At 72.1% G+C, this 14183-nt stretch carries 12 protein-coding genes; 2 read left to right on the top strand and 10 right to left on the bottom strand.

Annotated features, from left to right (window positions below; genetic code table 11):
- Positions 1–32: 32 nt before the first annotated feature.
- The 8 genes from NRP21_RS20015 to NRP21_RS19980 all read right to left on the bottom strand — a co-directional run bounded on the left by NRP21_RS20015 (position 33) and on the right by NRP21_RS19980 (position 7903).
- On the bottom strand, positions 33–1631 hold the full coding sequence (locus NRP21_RS20015; RefSeq protein WP_257718000.1) for an ABC transporter substrate-binding protein: 1599 nt from the start codon (positions 1629–1631) through the stop codon (positions 33–35).
- Between the two features lie 22 nt (positions 1632–1653).
- Entirely contained in the window at positions 1654–2544 is an 891-nt protein-coding gene (locus NRP21_RS20010; RefSeq protein WP_257717999.1) for an ABC transporter permease, read from the bottom strand.
- Positions 2541–3482 carry an ABC transporter permease gene (locus NRP21_RS20005; RefSeq protein ID WP_257717998.1) on the bottom strand — a complete coding sequence of 314 codons (942 nt, stop codon included), beginning with the start codon at positions 3480–3482 and terminating at the stop codon, positions 2541–2543. The genes NRP21_RS20010 and NRP21_RS20005 overlap by 4 nt, the downstream gene beginning before the upstream one ends.
- A 4-nt stretch (positions 3483–3486) precedes the next feature.
- On the bottom strand, positions 3487–5151 hold the full coding sequence (locus NRP21_RS20000; protein WP_257717997.1) for an amidohydrolase: 1665 nt from the start codon (positions 5149–5151) through the stop codon (positions 3487–3489).
- Entirely contained in the window at positions 5148–5936 is a 789-nt protein-coding gene (locus NRP21_RS19995; protein WP_257717996.1) for a class II aldolase/adducin family protein, read from the bottom strand. Before NRP21_RS19995 ends, NRP21_RS20000 begins: the two co-directional genes overlap by 4 nt.
- A gap of 142 nt (positions 5937–6078) precedes the next feature.
- Complete coding sequence (locus NRP21_RS19990) at positions 6079–6516, bottom strand: acyl-CoA thioesterase (protein WP_257717995.1); 438 nt, start codon at positions 6514–6516, stop codon at positions 6079–6081.
- Positions 6513–7199, bottom strand: a complete 687-nt coding sequence (locus tag NRP21_RS19985) for a class I SAM-dependent methyltransferase (protein ID WP_257717994.1) — start codon at positions 7197–7199, stop codon at positions 6513–6515. The genes NRP21_RS19990 and NRP21_RS19985 overlap by 4 nt, the downstream gene beginning before the upstream one ends.
- Positions 7196–7903, bottom strand: a complete 708-nt coding sequence (locus tag NRP21_RS19980) for an RraA family protein (RefSeq protein WP_257717993.1) — start codon at positions 7901–7903, stop codon at positions 7196–7198. Before NRP21_RS19980 ends, NRP21_RS19985 begins: the two co-directional genes overlap by 4 nt.
- Positions 7904–8094: 191 nt before the next feature.
- Here NRP21_RS19980 and NRP21_RS19975 point away from each other — a divergent pair, with 191 nt between their 5' ends.
- Together NRP21_RS19975 and NRP21_RS19970 are read left to right on the top strand one after the other, a co-directional pair.
- Positions 8095–9747, top strand: coding sequence for a methyl-accepting chemotaxis protein (locus NRP21_RS19975; RefSeq protein WP_257717992.1), 1653 nt, complete (start codon positions 8095–8097; stop codon positions 9745–9747).
- On the top strand, positions 9744–10913 hold the full coding sequence (locus NRP21_RS19970; protein WP_257717991.1) for a PP2C family protein-serine/threonine phosphatase: 1170 nt from the start codon (positions 9744–9746) through the stop codon (positions 10911–10913). The genes NRP21_RS19975 and NRP21_RS19970 overlap by 4 nt, the downstream gene beginning before the upstream one ends.
- Positions 10914–10973: 60 nt before the next feature.
- Here NRP21_RS19970 and NRP21_RS19965 read toward each other — a convergent pair whose 3' ends face one another.
- Both NRP21_RS19965 and NRP21_RS19960 read right to left on the bottom strand, forming a co-directional pair.
- Positions 10974–11525, bottom strand: a complete 552-nt coding sequence (locus NRP21_RS19965) for a hotdog family protein (RefSeq protein ID WP_257717990.1) — start codon at positions 11523–11525, stop codon at positions 10974–10976.
- Between the two features lie 94 nt (positions 11526–11619).
- Positions 11620–14172 carry an ATP-binding protein gene (locus NRP21_RS19960; RefSeq protein ID WP_257717989.1) on the bottom strand — a complete coding sequence of 851 codons (2553 nt, stop codon included), beginning with the start codon at positions 14170–14172 and terminating at the stop codon, positions 11620–11622.
- Positions 14173–14183: the final 11 nt, after the last annotated feature.

Here is a 14183-nt window from a genome sequence, read left to right as displayed (position 1 = left end):
GGGCGGCCGCGCGCGGCGGCCGCCCGCGATGTTCAGCGCGTCAGGCGAATGTCCAGGCCCTTGTAGAGGGCCACGCCATAGATGCCGTGCGGCCGCGCACCCTCTACCCGCTGGGAGGTGGCCATCCACATGGAGGTGCGGATCATCGGCACCCAGACATTCGCCTCCGCCAGCTTGCGCTGCAGCTTGCCGATGGCCTCGGCGCGTGCCGCAGGGTCGGTGGCCCGCTTCGCCGCGTCCAGCAGCGCGTCCGTCTCCGGATCCGCCCAGTTCATGCGGTTTGGCGTCGGGCGGTTGCCGGAGGGGAAGTAGAGGGAGAGCGCGTCTGTCGCCGAGACATACGGGTAGCTCATGGTGAAGACGTCGTATTCCTGGGTCGCCAGCTTGCCCCAGCCCACCGTCGCGTCCCACAGCTGCACGCGCAGCTCGATGCCCACGCGGCGAAGGTCCGCCTGCATGGCCTGCATCATGCCATTGTTCGCCTGGTTCTGCAGGCCGTAAGCCAGCAGCGTGGCGCGCTGCCCGTCCTTCACGCGGATGCCGTCCGGCCCGGGCACCCAGCCCGCCTCGTCCAGCACCTTCTTCGCTTCGTCCTGGTTGAAGCGCGGCACCATGCGGCCGGCCTGGGCGTCGTAGTCCAGCGCCTGCGGGTTGATCAGCTCCGGTGCGGCGGGCGCCGTGCCGAAGAACACCGCGCGGCTGATCGCCTCCTTGTTCACCGCCAGGTTGGCGGCGCGGCGGATGGCGGCGTCGCTGGCGACGGGCTTGTCCACCTTGAAGCCCACGAAGATGTCGTAGAAGAACACGGACTGCTGCTGCAGCTTCACCGTGGGCACGCGCCGCAGCCCCTCGATGGCAAAGGCGGGCAGCGCGGGGCCGGCTACCACGTCCGCCTGGCCGGACTGGATGGCGGCAAGGCGCGTGTTCGCCTCGGGGATGATGCGCAGGACGATGCGCCCGACCTGCGGCGAGGGATTCTGGTAAATCGGCGGACCCCAGTTGTAGTTGGGGTGCTTCGTCAGCACCATGTCCTGCCGCGGCGTCCAGCTCTGCCAGCAATAGGGGCCGGTGCCGTTGAAGCCCTGCACGCCGAAATTCTCGCCCAGCTTCTCCACCGTGGCCTGGTCCACGATGGCGGAGAATTGCTGCGTCAGCTGGTAGAGAAGCTCGGAATACGGCTCCTTCAGCTTGTAGACCACGGTGTAGTCATCCGCCGCCGTCACGCTCTCCACCTGGCCGGCGCGGTAGCGCACGGGGCTGCGCGTGGCGGGATCGACCCAGCGGTTAATGGTGTAGGCGACGTCGCGCGCCGTCATCGGCTTGCCGTCGCAGAAGGTGACGTTGCGCTTCAGATGGAAGGTGTAGGTCTTGCCGTCCTCGCTCACCTCCCAGCGCTCGGCGAGGCCGGGGCGGACGGTGCGCTGGTCCCAATCCATGGAGACGAGGGTGTCGCTGAGGAGGAAAATCGCCTCACCGGCCGCGGTGGCGGCGGAGCGCGGGGGATCGTAGCGGTCCGCGTCGATCTCGCGCAGCCAGACCAGCGTGTCGCGCGGCGCGGCCTGCGCCAGGGCTTCCGCCGCCGGTAGAACCGCCGAGGCCGCGAGCATCAGCCCGCCCCAGAACGTCTTCATGCAAACCCCCTCTCTGTGGTGTTCAGACCCTCAGCTTCGGGTCCAGCGCATCGCGCAGGGCGTCGCCCAGCAAGTTGAAGACCAGCACGGTCAGGAAGATGACCACGGACGGGATGATGGCGATATGCGGCGCGAAGAAGAGGAAGTTCCGCCCCTCCGCCGCCATGGCGCCCAGCTCCGCCGTGGGCGGCTGCGCGCCGAGGCCCAGGAAGGACAGTGCGGAGCCCAGGAGGATCACCTGCCCGAAGCGCAGCGTGGCGAAGACGAAGATCGGCGAGAGGCAGTTGGGCGCGACATGGCGCAGGATGATGCGCCGGTCCGACATGCCCGTGGCCCGCGCCGCCTCGATGTAGTCCAGCGCCATGATGGCGAGCGCGGAGCCGCGCACGATGCGCGCCATCAGCGGCACGGTGGCGACAGAGAGGGCCAGCACCACGGCCGGGATGCCCGGGCCGAAGATGGCCGCCAGCGCCAGGCCGAAGAGGATGGCGGGGAAGGAGAGCATCACGTCCATCAGCCGCATCAGCAGCCCGTCCACCCGCCGGTAGAAGGCGGCGGCGAAGCCGACCAGCGCGCCGATGCCGCCGCCGAGCAGCACGGCGGCGAGGCCCATGCCGAGGGTCAGGCGGAGGCCGTACAGGGTGCGCGTGATCATGTCCCGCCCCTGCGCGTCCGCGCCCAGCGGGAGGCCGGGGGAGCCGGGCACCGCCATGGCGCTGCCCAGGTCGTTGTCGAAGAAGTCAGTGGGCGACAGCACGGGGGCGAGGAGCGCGGCACCCACAAGCAGCACGGCCAGCAGCAGCGCCACCGCGGCCACCGGCTCGCGCAGGAGGCGCCCCAGCGTGCCCGGGCGGCGCGGCGGGGCGGCCTCGGCCTCCTTGGCCGGCGCGGGGGCTGCGGTCGTCGCGCTCATGCTGCCCTCATGCGCGGGTCGAGGGCCGCGTAGAGCACGTCCACGATCAGGTTGATGATGATGAAGCCCAGGGACAGCACGATGATCGTACCCTGCGCCATCGGGAAATCGGCGGAAAGAATAGCGCCCACCGCCAGCCGCCCCACGCCCGGCCAGGAGAAGACCGTTTCCGTCACCACCGCGCCGCCGAGCAGGAAGCCGATCTGCAGACCGATGAGGGTGACCACGGGGATCAGCGCGTTGCGCAGCGCGTGGCGGGTGACGACGCGGAACTCGCCCAGGCCCTTGGCGCGGGCGGTGCGGACATGGTCCACGGTCAGCACGTCCAGCACCGCCGTGCGCGTCATGCGCGCCACGGGCCCGATGAAGGTGCCGCCCAGCGCGATGGCTGGCAGGGCGATGGCCTTCAGCCCATCCGCTGTCCAGAGCGGTCCCTCGCGGCCTGTGAAGGGCAGGAGCTGCAGCTTGAAGCCCACGTACCAGATCAGCAGCAGGCCGAGGAAGAAGACGGGGATGGAGCCGCCCGCGACGGCGAAGGCGGTGATGATCCGGTCCACCACCGTGCCGCGCCAGTAGGCGCCGGCGGTGCCGAGGGCGATGCCGATCGGGATGGCCCAGACGAGGCTGGCGAACATCAGCTCCAGCGTTGGGCCCACCGTGTTGCCGAGCTCCTGCATGACGGGGACGTTGTTGATGATGGACACGCCGAGATCGCCGTGCAGGAGGCGCCAGAGATAGAGGCCGAACTGCTCGTACAACGGCCGGTCCAGCCCCATGTCGCGCCGGATGGCCGCGATCACGTCGGGCGTGGCGGAGGGCCCGGCACGCACCAGCGCCGGGTCGCTCGGCACCACCTGCATCAGCAGGAACCCGACCAGGACGACCCCGAGAAGCACGGGGATCGCCATCAACAGCCGCTGGACGGCGTGGCGGCCCATGGGTTCAGGCCGCCGGTGCGCGGAGCGCATCCGCCGCGGCGGCGCGCAGGGCGCCGTGCCTGTCGAAGATCGCCTCCCCGCCACGCAGGGTCAGGTCCGCCTCGGTCGTCAGGATCTCCTCCGGCGCGATGGAGAAGATGTCCTTCGACAGCACGGCCACGTCGGCCAGCATCCCCGGCTCCAGCGTGCCGCGCCGGTCCTCCGCGAACTGGGTGTAGGCGCCGCACCAGGTGTAGCAGTGCACGGCTTCCTCCACCGTCAGCCGCTCGGCCTCGCCCAGCACCGTGCCCTTGTTCGTCCTGCGCGTGACCATGGTGAAGAGGTTGATGAAGGGATCCACCGTGGAGACGGGAGAGTCCGAGGAGGCGGCGGGGTGGTGGCCCTCGTCCAGCCAGGTCTTCATCGGGTAGGCCACCTCGGTCCGCTCCAGGCCGAGGTTCTTCACGTAGAGGTCGCCGAACTCGTACATGAACACGGGCTGCGGCACGGGGAGGATGCCGTTGGCCTTCATGCGCCGCCGCTGGTCGGCGTTGAGGAAGCCGCAATGCTCGATGCGGTGGCGGCGGCCGGCGAGCGGGGCATCTCCCTCCCCCGCCTTTTCCATGCCCACCAGCACCTGCTCGATCGCGGCGTCGCCGATGGCGTGGATGTCCAGCTGCCAGCCCTGGCGGTGGTACAGGGCCAGAAGCCGGTGCATCGTCTCGTCGGGGAAGCAGAAGATGCCGGTGCCGCCGCCCGCGCTCTCCAGATAGGGGTCGAAGAAGGCGGCGGTCAGGCCGCCGGCGGAACCGTCCCCGAAGACCTTCACGGCGCCCCAGGCCAGCATGTCGTCCGTGTGGTCGGGGCGCAGCCCCTCGTTCCAGGCGGCCTCCGCGATACCCTCCGGGTTGCCGGCCAGCACCTGCCACATGCGCTGCATCAGCCGCCCCTCGGACAGGGCGCGGCGATAGGCGGCGATCTCGTTCAGCCCGGCGGTCATGCCGACATTCATGTCGCTGGCCGTCGCGAAGCCGCGCGCCGCAAGGTCGCGCCCGGCCGCCTCGATGGCCGCCACCATGGAGTCCTCGGACGGCATGGGCATGGCGTCCGCGATCAGGCGCTTGGCGCGCTCCAGGAACAGGCCGGTCAAGCGGCCATTCTTCCGCTCGATCGCGCCGCCCTCGGGATTCGGCGTGTTGTGGCCCACGCCCGCGGCCCGCAGGGCGGCCGTGTTCGCCACGCCCATATGGCCGCAGGTGCGGACGATATAGACCGGGTTGTCCGGGGAGACGCGGTCCAGTTCCTCGGCGGTCGGGTGCCGGCCGATATCGAGTTCCCCGTGATCGTAGCCGCGGCCGAGCACCCAGGCGCCTTTCGGCGCCTTCTTCGCGGCATCACCGACGCGCTTCAGCACCTCGTCCAGGGAGCGGGTGCCGGTCTCCGGCCGCAGGTTCACCTGCGAGAGGCCCAGCCCATAGGGCAGCAGGTGCATGTGGGCCTCGTTGAAGGCCGGGATTGCCACCCGGCCTTCCAGATCCACCCGCCGCGTGCCGGCGGGCGCCATGCCCTCCACCTCGTCCAGGCTGCCCACGGCCGCCACGCGGCCATCGGCGATCAGCATGGCTTCCGCGAAGCCGTTCTCGATTCCGCGGAAGATACGTCCGCCGGAGAGGAGGAGGGGCGCGCTCAAGAGCGGTAGTCCTGGCCCTCGATCATGCTCAGCGCCGCGTCCCAGGCGAACTCGGCATGAGCAAGGGTGTGCGGGCCGTTGAACTGGGCCGCGGTCTTCAGCCGCACCTCCTCCGGCGGGAAGACCAGTTCGGCGCCGCCGGACAGCGCGGCGATCTGGGCTGAGCAGGCGCGCTCCAGGTAGTAGATCTGATTCCAGGCCTCGGGGATGGAGCGGCCGCCGGCCAGCAGGCCGTGGTTCACCAGGATCATCGCCTTGTTGCTCGGGCCGAGGTCGTGGATCAGCCGCTCGCGCTCGTCGAGGTCCAGCGCGATGCCCTCGTAGCCGTGGTAGGAGAGGTGGCCGTAGAACTTCAGCGCGTGCTGGGAGATCGGCAGCAGCCCGTGCTTCTGGGCGGAGACGGCGATACCCGCCGCGCTGTGCGTGTGCACCACGCAGCTCAGGTCCTCACGCGCCATGTGGATGGCGGAATGGATGGTGAAGCCGGCGGCGTTCACGCGGCGGCTCTGCCCGGCGTACTCGGCGTCGCCGTCCAGCACATTGCCGTCCACATCGATCTTCACCAGGTCGCTGGCGCGCATGTTCTCGAACAGCACGCCGTAGCGGTTGATGAGGAAGTGGTGCTCCGGCCCGGGGATGCGGGCGGAGATATGGGTGTAGATGAAGTCCGTCCAGCGGTGATGGGCGATCAGCCGGTACAGGGCGGCCAGATCACAGCGGATCTTCCATTCCTCTTCCGCCATGCCGGCGGGGGCATTTCCATCGGAGCGCAGGGCAACGTTCATCGGGGGGTCCTCCGTGGGGCGGGATGGTTCTCCCTCGCATGACGGATCGTCAACCCGGATATGCGAAAACTTCGCCTTTGTTGGGCAGCACCTGCCCAATCTGCCCGCATGCCGGCGCCGGATTGGGCAGCGCCCTGCCCGTCTAGCGCCGCAATGCCAGCCGTTCCGGCGGCGGTCCGGAAGCGGCGGCCGCGAAGGCCGCGCGCACGTCTTCGGGCCAGAGACAAACCTTGCGCGCCAGGAGGTCCACGCAGAGGAAGAGCAGCTCGCAGCGCGCGCTCTCAAAGCCCTCCTCGGCGTGGAAGAGGCGGTGGCGGATCAGCAGGCGCTTCCCGTCGTGCTGCAGCACCTCGCTCTCGGCGGCCAGCGGATCGTCCAGCCGCACCTCCCGCCGGTAGGAGACCCAGTTCTCCGCCGCGAAGGTGCCGAGGTTCCGCGCCCGGAAGGCCGGGCCGAGCCCGAGGGTGGGCCAGAGCACGTCCGTCGCCATGTCGAACACCGCGACATAGGGCGCGAGGTTCATGTGGCCGTAGTGGTCAACCCATTCCGGGCGCACGCGGGCCAGCACGGGGCGGGTCATGCGGGCTTCCTGATGATCCATTTCGGGTCCTGCACCTCCAGCGGCAAGCGCTGCGCGGCCGCGAACTCGTCGGCCGCCCGCTTCACGCCGGGCCAGGCGTAGTCGTCGCCGATCAGGACCCCACCGGGGCGCAGCAGGGCCCAGTAGGCCTCGATGTCGCGCCGCACCGGCTCGTACTCATGCGCGGCGTCGATGTGCACGAGGTCCGGCCGCAGCCCCAGGCGGCGCAGGATGACGGCCGCGTTCTCGCTCGTCTGCGGCAGCGGCACCACGCGGTCGGCGTGCCCGGAATGCACCATGTTGGACAGGAACTGCCAGTACAGGCCCGGCCAGCCATGGACGAGGCCAAGGCTGTCCATGATCCGGTCCGCCCGCTCCCGGTTCCAGTGCTCCGGGCTGCCGAGGAAGGTGTCGATCGCCAGCAGCGCGGAATCCGGCCGCACGCGCCGCATCGCCTCCGCGATGGAGACGGCGGACTGGCCTTTCCACACGCCGACATCGAGTGCGAGCTCCGGCCGCACCTCCTCCACAGCCCTGACCAGGGCGGGGTGGGTCCCGTTCCAGCCCTGCAGGTCCTTCGCGCGGATAGGCGCGAAGCCGGCATAGATGTCCGCCCCGTGCAGCGCCTGCATCACCCGCGCCGCGGCGGGCGTCAGCCCCGCCGCGGGCGCCGCATCGCTCAATGGATCTCGTCCGCGCGGGACAGCGCCTCCCGCAGAGCCGCCACGGTAAAGTCGCGGGAGGCGCAGAGGTCGAGGATCACCTTCTCCCGGCGCGACAGCAGCTCGATCGCGGCGGGGATCTTCGTCACCGCGTCGTGCGGGATCACCACCGCCCCGTGCCGGTCCGCGTGCACCACCGCGTCGTGGTGGCAGGCCATGCCGTGCACGGAAACCTCCTGCCCGTACTGCACGATGTGGACATAGGCGTGGGAGGGATTCACCACGCCGGCGATGAGCTGGAACCCCGGGGCGATCATGTCCAGGTCCCGGATGGAGCCGTTGGTGACGCAGCCCTGGGCGCCGAGCGCCTTGTGGACGTTCGTGTTCACCTCGCCCCAGAAGGCGCCGGTGCCGGGCGTGTCGTCCAGGTCCTGCAGCACCACCACGGTCGGCAGGGCGGCCTCGCCCACGTACTCGTACCAGCCGATGCGGGCGGCGCGGTCCACCTCCTTCGCGCGGCCGGAGGGATGAGCGGCGCGGATGGTTCCGGTGCGGGCGATGCCGCAGATCGGCGGCAGGGTGGTGGAGGCGGGCACCAGCGGGCGCACCGTGAAGCCGTGGCCGCGCCGGTGCGGGGCCACCATCTCCAGCGCGTTGCAGATGGTGGGCGTGTCCCAGGCCCGCAGGGCCTCGAGGTCCGCGGCGGTGAAGGGGTATTCTGGCATCGGTTCCTCTGGCGGTCCTGGGCGGTGCCCCGGGCGGGCCGGGGCCGCGCGCAGCATCGCCGCGCCCGCCCCGGAGGGCAAATGGGCAACAGCCCGAGGGGGGCGAACCGGGCTTTCCGGCCTGTCCCGCCAACCGACCGGGACGCGCGTCTTGTTCCGGTCACGGGCCGGAGGCTAGCCTCCGGCCCGCCATGAACCTCGCCCCGCCCGCCCCGGCGCCCGCCGAAACGGCGGCCCCGGGCGCCCCGCGCAACCCCGCCCCGCGCGGCCTCGCCTCTCTGGCAGGGCGGATCGGCACGCGGGCGGCGCTCATCGCGCTGCTGATGCTCGGCGTGGTCGGGCTGCTCACCGCCACGGCCCTGCTGCTGAGCGAGCGGCAGATCGCGATCATCGAGCGGATCGCCGGGGAGGACCAGGAGGCGGACGCGGCGGTGGACCGCTTCGCCGGCAGCCTCGCCGACTTCACCTCGCAGATCATGCGGGCCCTGGCGGGCGTGATGCCCCCTCGTGCCGCCGCGGGGCTGATGGTGCGCGGCGGCGAGCGCGTGCAGGAGACCTTCGCCGAGGTGGAGCGGCGCCTGGGCCCGGAAATCGACCCCATCGTGCTCGCCGGGGCGCGGGACATGTCCCACCGCATGACGGAGATCGCGGAGCGGGCGCGGGAGGCCTTCGCCGCGAACCGCCGCGCGGACTTCCTCTCCGTGCAGGAGGACTGGCTCGACGCGCAGTCGAGCTTCAGCGTGATGATGCTCGCGGCCCGGCGCATCGTGGGGGCGCACAACGCGGCCACGCTGCAGCGGTCCCACGCGCTGAACACGGCGGCACGGAGGATCGTGCTGGGGGCGGGGGCGGTCGGGGTGCTCGGCTGCGCCCTGATCCTCTACGTGCTGCTGCGGCTGATCGCGCGGCCCGTCGGGCGGCTGGCCCAGGCCATGGATAGCCTTTCCGCCGGCGCGCTGGATACCGAGGTGCCGGAGGCGGACCGGAGCGACCAGGTGGGCGAGATGTCCCGCGCCGTGCTGGTCTTCAAGGACAGCCTCCTGGCGGCCCGGGCGCTCACGGACCAGGCACTGGAGAATGCGCGGCGCACCGCGGTGGCCACCACCCAGGCCTCCGACGCCATCGGGCAGGTGAGCGACGGAGCCATGACCCAGCTCTCCGAATTGCGCCACACGGCCGAGGCCCTGGCCCAGACGACGGAGGGCATTGCCGACGTCTCCCGCGCCACCGCCGAGGCGCGGGACGGGGCGGAGCGGGCCAAGGCGGTGGTGGCGGAGAACCTGCCGAAGATCGGCACGCTGATCGGCTTGGTGGACGCGGTTGGCGAGGACACGGAGCGCGTGACGCGCATCGCCGCCACCATCGCCAAGGTGGCGACGCAGACGAACATCCTGGCCATCAACGCCGCCATCGAGGCGGCGCGGGCGGGGGAGCACGGGCGCGGCCTCTCCGTGGTGGCGGAGGAGGTGCGGGCGCTCGCGGCCTCGGCCGAGGCGCTGGCGCAGGAGATCGCGGATGTCGTGGTGGCCGCCGGCCGCCGCGCGCGGGAGGGCAGCGGCACCGCCGCGGCCGTGGGAGAGGCGATGGACGGGCTGGAGCACATGGTGGCCGAGAGCGCGCGGCTGGCATCCTCCATCGCGGTGGCGATGGAGCAGCAGCAGGCGACGGTGGCGGGGCTGGGGGAACGGGTGGAGACGCTGACCCGTATCGGGCAATCCAACGCCGCGGCGGCCGAGGAGATCACGGTGACGATGATCGACCTCTCCCGCCTGGCCGGCGACACGCGGCGCGTGGTGGAGAGCCTCGCGGTCCCCGAACACGCCGAGCGGGAGGGCGCAGCATGAGCGGCGCCGCGCCGGAGGTCTCCATCCTCGTCGTCGAGGACTCCTCCTTCAACCGCCTGGTGTTGAAGAAGCGCCTCGCGGAGCTGGGCTACACCGGAATCACGGAGGCGGTGGACGGGGTGGAGGGCCTGGCCGCCATCGAGCGCGGCGCCTTCGACATCGTGCTGCTGGACCTGGAGATGCCGCGCCTGGACGGCATCGGCGTGCTGGAAGCGTTGCACGCCGCGCGCGGGGCTGCGCCGCCGGTTATCGTCATCTCCGCTCTGACGGAGATGGAGAAGATCGTCCGCTGCATCGAGCTGGGCGCCGAGGACTACCTGCCCAAGTCCTTCGACCCGCCCCTGCTGCGGGCGCGGCTGGGTGCGGTGCTGGAGAAGAAGCGGCTGCGCGACTTGGCCGACCAGCGCCTGGCCGCGCTGGAGGCGGAGCTGGAGAGCGCGCGCGCCGCCCAGCTGGACCTCGTGCCGCGGGACTTCGAGGCCATCGCGCCACCGGGGCTGTCGCTCCACGCGGCCATGATCCCGGCCCGGCAGGTGGGCGGCGACCTCTACGACGCCGTGCGCCTCGCCCCCGGGCTGCTTCTGGCCGCCGTGGCGGACGTCTCGGGCAAGGGAGCGCCGGCCGGGCTGACCATGGCGCGCACCCTGGGGCTGATCCGCGCCGCGGCCGTGATGCTCTCGGCCGGGGGCGCGGTGCCGGATCCGGCGGCCATCCTGGCCCAGGCCAATGACGACCTCTCCCGCGAGAACGAGAGCCAGACTTTCGTGACGGTTGTGCTGGCGGCGATCGACGCCGCCTCTGGCACGGGGCGCATCGCCCTGGCCGGGCACGAGCCCCCTTTCCTTCTTGGCAACGGCACGGCGCGGGTGCTGACCGGCCTCTCCCGCCAGCCGCCGCTCGGCACGATGGAGGGCTTCCCCTACCGCTCGGACCCGCTGGCGCTGGCGCCGGGCGAGGCGTTGTTCCTTTTCTCGGACGGGGTGACGGAGGCAGAGGACGGCGCGGACGGCTTCTTCGGGCGGGATCGCCTGGCCGCCCGGCTGCGGGACGGCGCCGATGCGCCGCCTCGCGCGGTGGTGGAGAAGGTGCTGGAGGCCGTGGCCGGCTTCGCCGGAGGGGCGCCGCAGGCCGACGACATCACCGTGCTCGCGGTGCGCCGGGGCTGAAGGAGGCGCCCGGCCCAGGTTGCCGTGGGGAGTGGCCGGGGCAGTGCCTTCGGCGCCGCGTCAGGCGTCCCGGCGCGTCCGCCGCTCCTGCCGCCGCCGTGGGGTGGGGCCCGTGCGGCGGAACACGATGGAGACGCCGTCCAGCAGGAACACGGGCCGCCCATCCAGCAGGATCGTACCGTCCGCCGTCAGCTGCTGGGAGTCGCGGCCGATGTTGCGGAGGTCCAGGCGGTACTCGACGGAGGCCTGCTCCCCCGGAATGGCTCCCAGAACGGTCGGCACGGGCCGGACCTCGCCGGGATGCACCGGCTCAGCCTCGCCCTCGAAGCCCATCCAGGCGCCGTAGTGTTCCAGCAGGCGCAGCAGCACCGCAGTGCCGGCAACCGGGTCGTCCGTAGCATCTGGCGCCATAACCCGCACCGCACCCATCCGGTGCCGCCCGTCCTGTACGCCGAGTGAGACAACGATCCCGGGCCCCTGCCATACGGGCTCTGGCGCGGCAACCATAAGGCAGGCCTCGGAGGCGAGGTTGTCGTTCACGCTGTTACGGGCAGGCTTCGCCAGCTGCCTTGCACGGAGGCTCTCTGCCATTCGCGAAAGTCGGTGGGGCATCCCTTTATCCCTCGCTGACCTCTTCGGGCCAATCTTCACGATATTGCGATCCGTCTCATCCCCAATTTTGGTGATAGGTCACATGAAAAAAAGTTTAGGTGGGACCGGCAACATTCTCGCTGATCCCGTCCGGCTCCAGCAGCAGCACCGGTGCCCCGTTGCCCAGTACGCCCACGCCACCCACCCCGGGCAGGCGCGCCAAGGCCGGGTGCAGCGGGCGCAGAAGTATATCGGCGCGGCGCTGCACGCTATCCACTCCGATCGCAACCAGGCCGGCGGCGGCCCGTGCGACCACCACGGCACCGAGCGGCGCGGGCGGCAGGCCCAGCAGCGGGGCTAACGGCAGCACGGGGCGGCCATCCCCTTCCCCTTCCAGCACCGCCTCCACCCTCGCGGCGGGAATGGCGTAGGGGTGCCCACCAACCTCCACCAACAGCACGGACTGGGTGGCGGCGGTGAAGGGCAGGCGCAGCGTGAAGCTGGTTCCGCGCCCGGGGGTGCTGGCCACCTCCAGCGTGCCGCCGGCGCGGCGCGCGGCCTCCTGCACCACGTCCAGCCCCACGCCGCGGCCGGAGGTCTCGGTGATCGTCTCGGCGGTGGAGAAGCCCGGGCGGAAGAGCAGCGCCTCGATGGCGGCGGGGGAGAGGCCGCCCGCCTCCTCCGGCGTCACCAGCCCGCGGTCCACGGCCCGTGCCAGCACCCGGCCATGATGGATGCCGCGCCCGTCGTCGGAAACGCGGACACGGATGCCCCCGGCGCGGCGGGCGGCGGAGACCCGGATCACGGCCCGGGGCGGCTTGCCGGCCGCGCGGCGCTCCGCCGGCGCCTCGATCCCGTGGTCCACGGCGTTGCGGAGGAGGTGCAGCAGCGGATCGGCCAGGCCCTCCACCAGGGTCCGGTCGATGGCAACGTCCTGCCCCTCCAGCACCACCTCCACCCCCTTCCCCTCCGGCTCCGCCACGGCGCGGGCCACGCGGGGCAGGCGGGCGAAAAGGGTGCCGATGGGCACCACGCGCAGCTCCATCACCGCCTCGTCCAGCCGGCGCAGGGAGAAGGAGAGGCGGCTCTCCGCCTCTTCCAGCGCGTCCTCGAAGCGGCGGAGCCGGTCCGCCAGCCCCGTCAGCTCCCGCCCCGTGGCCCCTTCCAATCGCCCGGCAAGGACGGTGAGGCGGGCGATGGCGTTGCGCGGCGCGCTCTCCCGCAGCGCCTCCGCCAAGGCGAGGGAGGCGGCGCGCACTTCCGCCTCCAGCGAGATCAGCCCGTCGATCGTCTCCCGCCGCACCCGCATAGTGGCCCCGCCAGCAGTGGCGGGAGCGTGCGAGCCCTCCTCCTCTGCCGCGGAGAGCGAGAGGAGGACGCGGCGGGAAGGATCGGCGGCGGTGGCGGCGCGGGAGAGGACGTCGAGCTCGGCCGCGCTGGCCAGGAGCAACTCCAGCAGGGGTGGGCTGGCCCCGGGCAGCGTCCGGCTGCCCAGGATTTCCGCCTCCGGCCGCAGCGCGTCAGATATCGCCGCTTCCAGCGCCTCTCCCTGCCCCATGGCGAGCCGTGCGACGTAGAGCCGGGCCCCGGAGTCCAGGGCAGCGACGGCGCGCTGCCGCGCCGTCTCGCTCAGCAAGGGCAAAAAGCCGGCGGGGATGCGGGAATCCCCCTCCCCGCCCGCGACCGGCGCGGTGCTGCCGCTCCCGGCATGGCGGATAGCCTCCGCCAGAGCCGGGCCGCGCGCGGCGAGAAGGGCGGCGGCGTCTGGATCCGCCGCACGGTCCGCCAGATCCTCCAGGGCCAGCAGAGCGCGCTCCAGCGCGTCCTGGCCCAGGGCGCAGGCGGCGGCGGCGGCGTCCCGCGCGGCGGCGGCCAGGGCGTGATGGCCCCCGGGCGGGTCGGCCAGGGCATCGGCGGCAGAGGCCAGGGCGGCGGTGTCCACCTCGCCCCGCGCGGCGCGGGGGATGGTCTCCGCGCCCGCCGTCTCCCCCGCCCGTGCGGCGAGGAGTACCAGGCGACGGCGCAGGCGGCCCAGGGCCGGCAGCGCACCGGAGGACCCGTTCGGGGCGGCGGAGGCCAGAGCCTCCATCGCCTCGGCCAGGCCGGGCAGGCGCAGCATCCGGGCGGCGGCGGCAAGGGCCGCGGTTTCGGCCAGGGCCGCCGGATCCCGCCCGGAGGAGAGCCCGGCGAGAAGCGGTGCGGCGGCGGCGCAGCGGGAGGCAAAGGCGCCGAGCAGAGGATCGGTGCCGGCGGGCGCGACGGCTTCCAGGGCCGGCGGCGCGGGGGTAGGCGCACCCTCGCCGTCCGCCAGGACGGCGATCCGGCGCAGCAGGGCGGGGTCGGCGGGCGCGTCGCGGCGGCTCTCCAGAACCCGGGCGCGCAGGCCGCGCAGCGCATCCACCGCTGCCGTCAGCCCGTCCGCCACGCCGCCCGTAACGGCGAGCTTGCCGGCGCGGGCGAGTCCCAGCAGGTCCTCGCTGCCGTGCGCAACATCCCGCATCCCGGCGGCGCCGAGGACGGAGGACATGCCCTTCAGGCTGTGGAAGGCTCGGAACAGGGTGTTCACGCCCTCCTTGTCCACCGGGGCGGAGAGGAGGCGCTCGATCGTGTCGAGATGCTCCTCGCTCTCAGCCGCGAAGCCCTCCCAAAGGGTGTCGTCGTCAATCACGACGATAGGTC

The organism is Roseomonas populi, assembly GCF_024594815.1.
GTDB classification, from domain to species: Bacteria; Pseudomonadota; Alphaproteobacteria; order Acetobacterales; family Acetobacteraceae; genus Roseomonas; species Roseomonas populi.
The sequence above is the reverse complement of the archived record's forward strand: the minus strand, read 5'-3'. Positions and strand labels throughout refer to the sequence as shown.